This is a genomic window from Arthrospira sp. PCC 8006 (assembly GCF_046480465.1).
Classification (GTDB): domain Bacteria; phylum Cyanobacteriota; class Cyanobacteriia; order Cyanobacteriales; family Microcoleaceae; genus Limnospira; species Limnospira platensis.
Map to the genome: position 1 here is coordinate 1 of NZ_PKGG01000197.1, position 10,326 is coordinate 10,326.

At 45.4% G+C, this 10,326-nt stretch carries 16 protein-coding genes and 3 pseudogenes; all 19 read left to right on the plus strand.

Annotated elements, in window-relative coordinates; genetic code table 11:
* A pseudogene (locus tag B9T16_RS21665) lies at window positions 1-209 on the plus strand (ISNCY family transposase); the annotation flags it as partial.
* A gap of 382 nt (window positions 210-591) precedes the next feature.
* Complete coding sequence (locus B9T16_RS21670) at window positions 592-816, plus strand: reverse transcriptase N-terminal domain-containing protein (protein ID WP_014275538.1); 225 nt, start codon at window positions 592-594, stop codon at window positions 814-816.
* A gap of 179 nt (window positions 817-995) precedes the next feature.
* Entirely contained in the window at window positions 996-1,250 is a 255-nt protein-coding gene (locus B9T16_RS21675; RefSeq protein WP_014275537.1) for a reverse transcriptase/maturase family protein, read from the plus strand.
* Window positions 1,240-2,412 carry a group II intron reverse transcriptase gene (locus B9T16_RS21680; protein ID WP_410245727.1) on the plus strand — a complete coding sequence of 391 codons (1,173 nt, stop codon included), beginning with the start codon at window positions 1,240-1,242 and terminating at the stop codon, window positions 2,410-2,412. The genes B9T16_RS21675 and B9T16_RS21680 overlap by 11 nt, the downstream gene beginning before the upstream one ends.
* Before the next feature lie 32 nt (window positions 2,413-2,444).
* Window positions 2,445-2,624, plus strand: a complete 180-nt coding sequence (locus B9T16_RS21685; RefSeq protein WP_410245728.1) for a hypothetical protein — start codon at window positions 2,445-2,447, stop codon at window positions 2,622-2,624.
* Window positions 2,625-3,203: 579 nt separating this feature from the next.
* Entirely contained in the window at window positions 3,204-3,566 is a 363-nt protein-coding gene (locus B9T16_RS21690; protein WP_410245729.1) for a hypothetical protein, read from the plus strand.
* Entirely contained in the window at window positions 3,496-4,383 is an 888-nt protein-coding gene (locus B9T16_RS21695; protein ID WP_410245730.1) for a helicase, read from the plus strand. The genes B9T16_RS21690 and B9T16_RS21695 overlap by 71 nt, the downstream gene beginning before the upstream one ends.
* A gap of 159 nt (window positions 4,384-4,542) precedes the next feature.
* Window positions 4,543-4,908, plus strand: coding sequence for a Uma2 family endonuclease (locus B9T16_RS21700; protein WP_231852029.1), 366 nt, complete (start codon window positions 4,543-4,545; stop codon window positions 4,906-4,908).
* 35 nt (window positions 4,909-4,943) lie between these two features.
* Entirely contained in the window at window positions 4,944-5,075 is a 132-nt protein-coding gene (locus B9T16_RS21705; RefSeq protein WP_286131425.1) for a hypothetical protein, read from the plus strand.
* 46 nt (window positions 5,076-5,121) lie between these two features.
* A complete protein-coding gene (locus B9T16_RS21710) occupies window positions 5,122-5,367 on the plus strand; it encodes a hypothetical protein (RefSeq protein WP_410245731.1) in 246 nt (81 codons plus the stop codon).
* A gap of 120 nt (window positions 5,368-5,487) precedes the next feature.
* On the plus strand, window positions 5,488-5,754 hold the full coding sequence (locus B9T16_RS21715; RefSeq protein WP_410245732.1) for a hypothetical protein: 267 nt from the start codon (window positions 5,488-5,490) through the stop codon (window positions 5,752-5,754).
* A gap of 51 nt (window positions 5,755-5,805) precedes the next feature.
* Window positions 5,806-6,189: a GIY-YIG nuclease family protein gene (locus B9T16_RS21720; protein WP_410245733.1), complete on the plus strand. Its 384-nt coding sequence runs from the start codon at window positions 5,806-5,808 to the stop codon at window positions 6,187-6,189.
* A gap of 108 nt (window positions 6,190-6,297) precedes the next feature.
* Window positions 6,298-6,810 (plus strand): AAA family ATPase, encoded by a 513-nt coding sequence (locus B9T16_RS21725; RefSeq protein ID WP_410245734.1) that lies wholly within the window; start codon window positions 6,298-6,300, stop codon window positions 6,808-6,810.
* Between the two features lie 78 nt (window positions 6,811-6,888).
* Complete coding sequence (locus B9T16_RS21730) at window positions 6,889-7,236, plus strand: AAA family ATPase (RefSeq protein ID WP_014277248.1); 348 nt, start codon at window positions 6,889-6,891, stop codon at window positions 7,234-7,236.
* Between the two features lie 51 nt (window positions 7,237-7,287).
* Window positions 7,288-7,605, plus strand: a complete 318-nt coding sequence (locus B9T16_RS21735; RefSeq protein WP_014277247.1) for a hypothetical protein — start codon at window positions 7,288-7,290, stop codon at window positions 7,603-7,605.
* Window positions 7,605-8,063 (plus strand): hypothetical protein, encoded by a 459-nt coding sequence (locus B9T16_RS21740; RefSeq protein ID WP_410245735.1) that lies wholly within the window; start codon window positions 7,605-7,607, stop codon window positions 8,061-8,063. The genes B9T16_RS21735 and B9T16_RS21740 overlap by 1 nt, the downstream gene beginning before the upstream one ends.
* Before the next feature lie 341 nt (window positions 8,064-8,404).
* Window positions 8,405-9,049, plus strand: coding sequence for a Fic family protein (locus B9T16_RS21745; RefSeq protein ID WP_006616686.1), 645 nt, complete (start codon window positions 8,405-8,407; stop codon window positions 9,047-9,049).
* 149 nt (window positions 9,050-9,198) lie between these two features.
* Window positions 9,199-9,381, plus strand: a pseudogene (locus B9T16_RS21750) (PD-(D/E)XK nuclease family transposase); the annotation flags it as partial.
* Window positions 9,381-9,845: pseudogene (locus tag B9T16_RS21755) on the plus strand (hypothetical protein); the annotation flags it as partial. The pseudogenes B9T16_RS21750 and B9T16_RS21755, both read left to right, overlap by 1 nt.
* Between the last annotated feature and the right edge of the window lie 481 nt (window positions 9,846-10,326).

Below are 10,326 nucleotides of genomic sequence, written 5' to 3' on the forward strand. Positions count from 1 at the left end.
CCCTCAACATCCTCTCGCTGCTCTTCCATACCCTGCTGGAGTTGCTCGATGACAAGTACCAGTTACTACGAGCGCACTTGCCCACCCGCCAAACCTTTTTTGATGATTTGCGGGCGTTGACCCGTTACCTGTACTTCGACAGTTGGGAGCACCTTCTGACCTTTATGCTTGAAGGTCTCGAGTTAGACATCCCGCCCGATAGCAGTTGAATTTCCATAATGAGAATTGCTGGATTAGGGAAACCGAATGTCCGGCTTGAACCATCGTAATTACTTAGCAGCGAAATAGGTTGATACGCTGCGCCCAAAAGGGTAAGGGGAAAAGTAGGGTTTTTACCGCAACACCTACACAGACTTTTAAAAGTACCCCGGTGGATAGGACAAGTCTAAAGATGGAATGCCCATATAAACGGAACGTTTTAAGTCCTCCTGGACTCTGATTATCTGGTCGAGATATCAGTAGGGATAAGTGTAACCGCAAGTCCTAGAGGATGTGAGATGTGACCAAAAGCCAACGCCCTACTGTAATGGCAGGGATATGCTAACAGGTCACGGTTTGATTGTAAAGAAATAGAGCCTAGTAGGTGTACAAATGGCGATAGCGAGTTTAAAGAAAGGGTTTGGGAAACCAAAACCAATCAAGACTACGAACAACGCATGGAAGACAATCCCATGGACTAAGGTTCAACGGAAAGTTTTCAAGCTCCAAAAGAGTATATTTCGAGCAGCTAAATCGGGACAAAATGCTAAGGCACGAAGGTGGCAACGTCTACTGGTGAAATCGTATTATGCCCGGCTCTTAGCAGTGCGGCTGTAGGGGCGGGTTCCACGGTCAGCCATGCTTCCCAACAGTCAGCTTAATAAACCCGNCCCCCCCAAGCGGGTCAAGGCAAGAAAACAGCCGGAGTTGATGGAGTAAGAGCAATCTCTTCAAGACAAAGGTTCGAGCTTGTTAAGAACATTAAGGGAAAACTCAAATCAAAACCACTGCGAAGGGTGTGGATTCCAAAACCTGGTAAGGATGAAAAACGCCCACTAGGCATACCCACAATCCAAGATAGAGCAAGGCAAGCCTTGGTTAAGTCGGCTCTCGAACCTGAATGGGAATCGAGATTTGAAAGCACAAGCTATGGGTTCCGTCCCGGACGGTCGGCTCATGATGCAATAGCACGAATTTACTCAAGTATCAACAAGGGTGAATATTATGTACTCGATGCTGATATAGCAAAATGCTCTTACCGTGAACCATGATTACCTACTGTCCAAAATTCATTGTCCAAGCAGCTTGAAGAGAGACCTGAAACAATGGCTCAAAGCTGGCGTGCTAGATAACGGTGTATTTGAGGATACAGAAACAGGGACACCTCAAGGAGGGGTAATAAGTCCAATACTCGCCAACATCGCACTGTTGGGAATGGAAAGGCTAGTTAAAGGAATGTATCCAAATAAAGGCACAGCCACTCAGGTAAACTTTATAAGATATGCCGATGATTTTGTGGTCATATCCAAAGACCTAGAAATCATTGAACAGTGCAAGACTGCTATTTATGAATGGCTAAAACCTGTAGGACTAGAAATAAAACCTGAAAAGACTCGAATCTGTCATACACTCAAAACTATTGAGTATGACGGTAAAACAGAGAATCCAGGGTTTGACTTTCTCGGATTCAATATCAGGCAATATCCAGCAGGAAAATACAAATCTGGGAAAACAGGCGGGGGAGCAAGCCGATTAATCGGACATAAAACCCACATCAAACCCAGCAATAAAGCAGTTAAAGCTCACACAGAAGTGATTAAAAGTGCAATAGAACAACTCAAAACAGCACCTCAATCAACCCTGATAAGCAGACTAAACCCGATAATACGGGGATGGTCAAATTACTACTCAGCGGTAGTCTCAGTAGAGACCTTCAATAAGCTAGACTTCATAATCTGGCAAATGTTACGAGCATGGACATTATCAAGATGCGGAAAGGCAAGTCTCGAAAAGCTAAATAATTATTTCAGACATGGAACAATTAAACTTAGCAATGGGAAAGAAAGACATGAAAATTGGATATTCCAAACCAAAGATGGGTTACATCTATTCAAACACAACTGGACTCCAATTGTTAGACATACCCTAATACGCCCTGACGCAACACCATACGACGGAAATTGGACTTACTGGGCAACCAGGAAAGGACAAGCAATCGGCACGCCAAATAGGGTAGCAAAACTACTCAAAAAGCAAAAAGGTAGATGTACCTGGTGTGGACAATTCTTTACCCCATCAGATATAGTTGAAGTAGACCACATTGTACCTAGAAGCCATGGCGGAAAGGATGAATACAAGAATATTCAATTATTACATCGCCATTGTCACGACAATAAAACAGCTCTTGATGAAGAGATGATGCTGTACTCTTAACAAGGAGACGGTCAAATTAGGAGCCGTATGAGGTGAAAGTCTCAAGTACGGTTCTGTATGGGAGGGGGAGATGGCAACATCTCTCTCGACCCCTACTAAAACCTTTCTCGAAGCGCGATGATCAAGTCTTAATTTGCACCCATGCCACCTTCGGCTTTGCGGTGGATAAATTTGGCGTAGAAATGCGCTTACGATCGCCTGATTGCGGTTGATGAGTTTCACCATGTTTCCTCTAACCCTGACAACAAGCTGGGAGACCAKATCCGCCAACTGATGGCTCGCGACAAAACCCATATCGTGGCCATGACGGGTTCTTATTTTCGGGGGGATGCCGAAGCAGTCCTACATCCCGAAGACGAAGCCAAATTTCACCACGACTACCGGTGCACTATTATGAACAACTCAACGGCTATGAACACCTAAAACAACTGGATATCGGCTATTATTTTTACTCCGGTAGCTACACCGATGAAATCATGCAGGTACCGGGCCCCAACGAAAAAACGCTTTCTGCATATTCCTAACGTTAATTCCCGCGAGAGTACCAAGGACAAAATCCGGGAAGTGGAACATATTATTGAGGCATTGGGAGAATGGCAAGGCACGCCTCCACTTGCAGGATTTCAATGGGTCAAAACCGCGCCCGGGTAAGATTCTCAAGATTGCCGATTTGGTGGATGATGACCCCAGCAAGCGGGATAAAGTGGCAGCCGCACTGAAGGACCCCACCCACAAAGATAATCGCGATCGCGTTGATATTATCATTGCCCCCCTGATGGCTAAAGAAGGCTTTGATTGGATTGGTACAACACGCTTTAACCATTGGTTACCGTTCCAGTTTGACCGAAATTGTCCAGATTATTGGGCGGGCGACCCGCGACGCACCGGGTCAAACCCGCGCCCGGTTTACCAACTTGATTGCGGAACCTGATGCCAGCGAGATGGCAGTGACAGAGGCGGTGAATGATACGATTAAGGTGATCGCTGCCAGTCTGCTAATGGAACAAGTCCTAGCCCCCCGCTTTCAGTTCAAACCCAAGCGCCCGGACAATCAACCCACCCCCGGCTTTGACTATGGAGAAAGTGGCTACGATCCGAGTCGATGCAATGTGGGAGTTAAGCCACCAAAGCGGGGAAATTCAGCTAGAAATTAAGGGTTTAGCCCTACCCAAAAGCCCGGAAGCCTCCCGCATTTGTCGGGAAGATTTAACGGAATTGGTGACGGCTTTTGTCCAAGATAAGCCGAGTATCGAGCGCGGTCTATTTGATGAGGAATTGGTGGCAGAGGAACTCACCCAACTACGGATGGGTAAAATTATTAAACAGAAATTCCCCCTACTGGATGAAGGCGATCGCGAAGCCGTCCGCCAACACGCAGTAGCCGCTCTCAATTTGGTACAACAAGCTAAGAAAACCAGTAACGAAGGGGACGGGGTAGCCACCAAAAACACCGCCCTAATTGACGGGGTGCGGCAGTTTTCCCTATCGGTGACAGACTTAGATATCGATCTGATTGACCGGATTAATCCTTTTGGGGAAGCATACGCGATTCTAGCTAAGTCCACTCGTCGGGAACGCCTGAAACTGGTCGCAGAGGCGATCGCCGCCAAGCGAGTCAATCTCTCCGTAGAAGAAGCGCGAGAGTTAGCAAAGCGGGCGCTACAGTTCAAACAGGAAAGGGGTCGGTTGCCTTCCCTCACTGCCGCCGATCCTTGGGAAAAGTGCATGGCGGAAGGGGTTGCCTTTGTGCAACGGAAAGTTAAGGAGGAAAAAAAAGCCTCAAATCAATTGATAGCTCATCTGGAGGTGAAAATCCATGAAGCTCTCCCTAGAAAAACCCACCCCCCCAAACTCCATCCTCCAACGCCACAACGCCACCTGGCAAGACTATGTGGCTATCCGGGATCACCCGGATATAGACTGGCAAAAAATCTCATTTCATCAAGGATGGTTGTGGGTAGATATGGGTAAAGAAGGACCGAATCATGCTTCGTTCAGTGATTTGATAACGGCAATTTTCTTTGTTTGGGTATTTCTGCACCCTGAGTTTGTTTTGCAATCTTATGGTCGCGCTTGTCATTGAATGCCCCGATACCCACGCCTGTGCGCCAGATTTAGTGCTGTACAAGGGTGATAATATTCCCCGATGGCAACCCGGACCAGCCGCGCCGGATTGACTTGCGTCGCCACCGTTTGCCGGACTTGGTGGGGGAAATTGCTGATACTACCCTCAGCCTTGACCTAGATGAACAAAAGCAACTCTACGCCAGCTTAGGGATTTCTGAATATTGGGTGGTTGATATGAAAGGGCGGCGGATTTTTGCCTTTAGCTTGACTCCATTGGGGCATTATGAAGCGATCGCCCAGTCCCAAGTATTGACGGGGTTGCCGATCGCCCTTTTAGAACAAACCCTAGAACGGCTGAACACCGAAACCAACACCGCTGCTGCCAATTGGTTAATCCAACAGTTACAAAACCCGCCAGAACATGCATGAGAGCATTGCTGAACCTGAACACCACGAGGAAAACAATGGCTAAATCCCCGCCCAAATCTACCACTGATGAAGATTTAGAACTGTTGGCACAGTTGGGGATAAATATCGCCCCGGAAGCGACTCCCGAATATTCCCCTAGAGAAGAACGGATTATCGCGCTCGTTTGAGGAAATCGATCGCTTTGTTGCCGAAAAAGGTAGACTTCCTCAACTTATGGGCGATCGGGATATTTTCGAGCGCCTCTATGCAGTGCGCCTGGAACGTTTGCGGGAATCGGCGGAATGTCGCGCCCTCCTTGAACCTCTGGACTACCGAGGACTTTTAAACATCGAAAATGATGCCAGTTTTACCGAATCAGAAAACCTGGAAGAGGACCAAATTGATGCGGCGCTTTTGGCTTCTTTGGGGGTTGATGCTGCTCCCGAAAATGATATCACCCAGTTAACTCATGTGCGATAGCGTCAAGAAATTAAGGCGGCGGAAGAAATTGCCCAGCGGTTTCCCTGCCAGAATTTTGATGAATTTAAACCCATCTTTGAGGAAGTTCAGCGTCAGTTAAAAACAGGCGATCGCCAAGCTGTGAAATATCAGTATTATGCCACCATTAATCAAGGGGATTTGTTTATTCTTGATGGTCAAAAAGTTCTGGTAGCAGAGACGGGGGAGATGTTTATCACTGACTATGGTCTGAGAAATTATAGGCTCCGGGTAATTTATGATGGCACGGCTGAGAGCAATCCTCTGTTTAGATCACTTCAGCGAGCCTTAAATAAGGATAAAACCAGCCGCCGCATCACTAAGCTGGATCGGCGGGATTGGGGGCGTTTATTTTCCGGTCAGCCCTAACCAGAAGTTAAATCAGATGATGATGATTTAATCACGGGTTATATTTATGTATTGCGGAGCCTATCTGACGAGCCTTTTATAGCCAAAAATCGGTCGATTATTCATAAAATTGGCGTGACGGGTGGGGATGTTAAAAAGCGCATTGCTAAGGCAAAGCATAACCCTAACTATCTGTTAGCAGATGTGGAAATTGTAGCCACTTTTCAACTGGCAAATATCCACCCGAAAAAGCTAGAGCTTCTCCTACATAAGTTTTTCGCGGGGGCGCGATTAGACCTGGAATTGATGGATCGTTTTCAGTTCCCAGTCCAGCCTAGAGAGTCGTTTCTAGTGCCATTAGATGCCATTGAAGAGGCGATCGCCAAAATCCAGGACGGCACCATTGAGCAATTCCAATATGAGCCGGAATTAGCCAGTATTATTAGAGTATCATAACACATTTTAGTAATAAAAAGCAATTGGGTTCCCACAATGGACATTTTCCCATGGGTTTTGGGAACCCGCAGAGTTTAATAGTTTAACTCACCAACGGAGTGAACGACGATGATTACAGAAATAGAGTTAAAAGATTTCAAAAGTTATAAATCGGCGACATTGCACTTAGGGCGGCTTACGGTATTAATTGGAGCCAATGCTTCCGGTAAAAGTAATGTTATTGAAGCCTTGCGGCTTTTATCTCGGCTTGCCACTGGGGAAAGACTTGGATTGCTCAGAAATCCGCAAAAAAAAGGAGATAATTTCTTTCGAGATAATGTCGAACATTTGGGATATCGAGGAAAGCAGACATTTCAACTAGCTGGCTTGACAAACCATCCCGATTGGGAAAGTTTTGAGATTCAACTAGGACTCAGTTCAGACAACCATTTGCAGGTTATGCAAGAACGGATTACCAGTTCAACTTCTAAAGTTCCGTTGTCTGAAATCACCAGTGAACCGCAAGGGGCAGGAAGTGATATTTTTGTTACTTATAATAATTTTGCAAAACGCAGCAAAAAACCGAGCCTGTTTTGTGGTATTTATTTGGCGGTTTTTGCCCAACTTTTAAGTACCATTTGATTTCGATCTGAAAATATCAAAAGTCGAGAAATTATCCCGAATTGTTGAGAAAAATATGTCCGTTAGTTAAGTGGAATTTTGTTTTTAGAACCAGAGCCTAGCTTGATGAAAAACTATGGTCACAAAACCGATTTAATTTTGCGTGAGAAAGGGCAAAATTTATCGGGAGTTATTTATAATTTATGTCAATCTACAACCTCTAAGCAGGCGGTTTTAGACTTTGTTTGTAGTCTTCCAGAACAGAATATTGAGGAGATTAGTTTTTTAGAAACCCCTCGGGATGAGGTGATGTTACAACTCACTGAAACCTTTGGAGGGGTGGCAACTCCTTATGATGCCGCCAGATTGTCTGATGGAACCCTGCGAGTTTTATCCATTGCAGCAGTATTACTTTCTGCACCGGAAGAAAGTTTAGTAGTCATTTAAGAAATCGATAATGGTGTACACCCGAGTCGTGCGAGTGCCTTACTGTCTCGGATGGCTGAAATTGCTCGACAACGTAACCTCCGTATTCTCATTAGTAGCCATAATCCTGCTTTATTAGATGCTCTTCCTGATGAGGCAATTCCTGAGACTGAATTTTGTTATCGCAGTCCTGATGATGGGTCAAGTCAGTTAATTCGGTTGCAAGATATTCCCGATTACCCGGAACTGATTGCTCAGGGTTCCGTGGGTCATTTAATGACTCGGGGACTGTTAGAACGTTTTGTCAAGCAGCATCCAGGAAATGAGAACAAAAAACAGCAGGCTCTAGACTGGTTGACTTCGCTTAATTCCATGGTGGAGGCTCACTAATGGCGGATGTTTCGATTGTCAATACTTCGGTTTTTTGTAATGTTCTTAATATTCCTAAATTGAATGATGAGCGAGGCTTAGTCATGGAACAACTTAGGGATTTTTTGGAAAAAGGAACCCATTTGCTGTTACCAATGGCGGTTGTTTATGAAACCGGAAATCATAATATTGCTCATATCAGTGAGGGTCGTTGGCGCCGACAATGTGCTGAGTTGTTTGTTGAGCAAGTTAAAATGGCGATCGCCGGAGAAACCCCTTGGACGGTAATGCAGGTTCCCACTTTGGATGAAGTGCAACTCTGGTTGACTGATTTTCCGGATTCAGCAACACAAGGTAAGGGTATGGGTGATCTGTCAATTATCCAAGAATGGGAAAAATCGAGGCGCTTGTTTCCCAATCGGCGGGTGTTTATCTGGTCTTTAGATACTCACCTTCAGGGGTATGATTCCCATCCTTAAAATGTTTAAGAGGAAGACAGTAATTTGGTGAGGGAGATAGGAGAGCTTTCGTGATGCAAACAAGGCCAATCGCATTTGCTAGAGTCTTACAGCTTGTTATAATAGGGTCAGTATATAAATGAAACTTTATGTTGTGGAAACCCATAGAAAATTTACCCTGTAACTGGCAAGATTTAGCTAGTAGTGAACTGCCCCCTTTAGTCACCGTTTGGAACGAGCAAGCAGATCGCCTGCGTCAATCGGGATAGTTTCAAATCTTTAGCGAAAAGCTGCGGCGGGAAATCGCCATTGACACCGGAATTATTGAGCGTTTATACACCATAGATCGCGGCATCACTCGTTTGTTAATTGAACAGGGAATTAATGAAGCATTAATCCCTCACGGCTCTACAGATATTCCAGTTAAACAGGTCGTTTCGCTCATTAAAGATCAAGAGGCTGCCATTGAGGGATTATTTGATTTTGTTGGGGGTCAAAGAAATCTATCTAATTCTTATATCAAGCAGTTACATCAAGTTTTAACCCAGAGTCAGGAAAGCACAGAAGCCTTAAACCCACAGGGAAAAATCTTTAGGGTTTCCTTAATTAAAGGCGACTGGAAACGTCAACCCAATAACCCCCTCCGACCAGATGGCACAATTCACGAGTATTGTCCGCCGGAACAAGTAGCATCGGAAATGGAGCTATTAATCACCTTACATCATCAACATCAAGAACAAAAAGTTCCCCCAGAAATTGAGGCGGCTTGGTTGCATCATCGATTTACCCAAATCCACCCTTTTCAAGATGGAAATGGTCGGGTTGCTCGTTGTTTAGCCAGTTTAGTTTTCATCCAAGCGAGTTGGTTTCCTTTAGTGATAACCCGGGACGATCTCGCCGTTTATATTGCCGCTTTGGAAGATGCGGACTGCGGTGAATTATCGAGTTTAATTAATCTTTTTGCTAAGAGCAAAAAGCAAGTATTTTTAGCTATCTTCAGCCTTTAACTGATTCTCCGTTTCAATTTTCCTATGCTGATGAACAGGAAAATTTGATTCCCCGTTTCCAGCAGTGGCTACAAAATGTCATGGTGACTGGGTTAGAGTATTGTAATAACAGCCTTTAAATGATTTTAAGGGCTTGATTGATCTACTTTATCAGTTTTCTCAATGGTTGGGTATATGAGGGAAATTCCACTATTGAAGACTTGGAAATCATTAAGCCGAATTTGCCAGCACAACTGGAAGGGTTAAAAGATACCTATCTCGATGTTAAAGTGCGCTTGAATGACGGCACATTGGTGATTATTGAAAGGCAGGTTTTGAATGTGCAATCCTTTCCAGTTTGACCGAAATTGTCCAAATGATTGGGCGGGCGACCCGCGACGCACCGGGTAAAACCCGCGCCCGGTTTACCAACTTGATTGCGGAACCTGATGCCGTCGATGCAATGTGGGAGTTAATCCAGAAAGCGGGGAAATTCACCTAGAAATTAAGGGTTTAGCCCTACCCAAAAGCCCGGAAGTCTCCCGCATTTGTCGGGAAGATTTAACGGACGCGGAACGGCTGAAACTCGTCGCAGAGGCGATTCCCTCGCCTGAGCTTCGCGATCGCCGCCAAGGGAGTCAATCTCTCCGTAGAAGAAGCGCGAGAGTTAGCAAAACGGGCGCTACGGTTCAAATAGCAAAGGGGTCGGTTGCCTTCCCTCACCGCCGCCGATCCTTGGGAAAAGCCTATGGCGGAAGGGGTTGCCTTTCTGCAACGGAAAGTTAAGGAGGAAAAAAAGCCTAAAATCAATTTATAGCTCATCGCTGCTGCCAATTGGTTAATCCAACAGTTACAAAACCCGCCACAACCACCGGACGGCATTGCTGAACCTGAACACCACTGCGTTTGCACAGCCAGAGGCGAGGAAATATCGCCAGGTAAGCTTAAATCAGGATAAAGCCAGCCGTTGCATCACTGAGCTAGATGTAGTGGGCCCCCTATTTTCCATCTGGCAGCCAGAGGCTTATTAACGAAAAGAGGCTAATATTGATAATATAGGTGCGAGACGTTCAGGCATGAAATATGGTTGAAATACCTCAAATAACCGCCTGGTGGGGACTTCAACCCCTTGGTTGAATATAAGGAGCGCACTCCTGACCATCCTCATAACTGTTTATATGTCCCAACGTTTGGTATAGAATATACAAAGTGCGAGACGTTCAGGCATGAAATATGGTTGAAATACCTGAAATAACCGCCTGGTGGGGACTTCAGCCCCTTGGTTGAATATAAGGAGC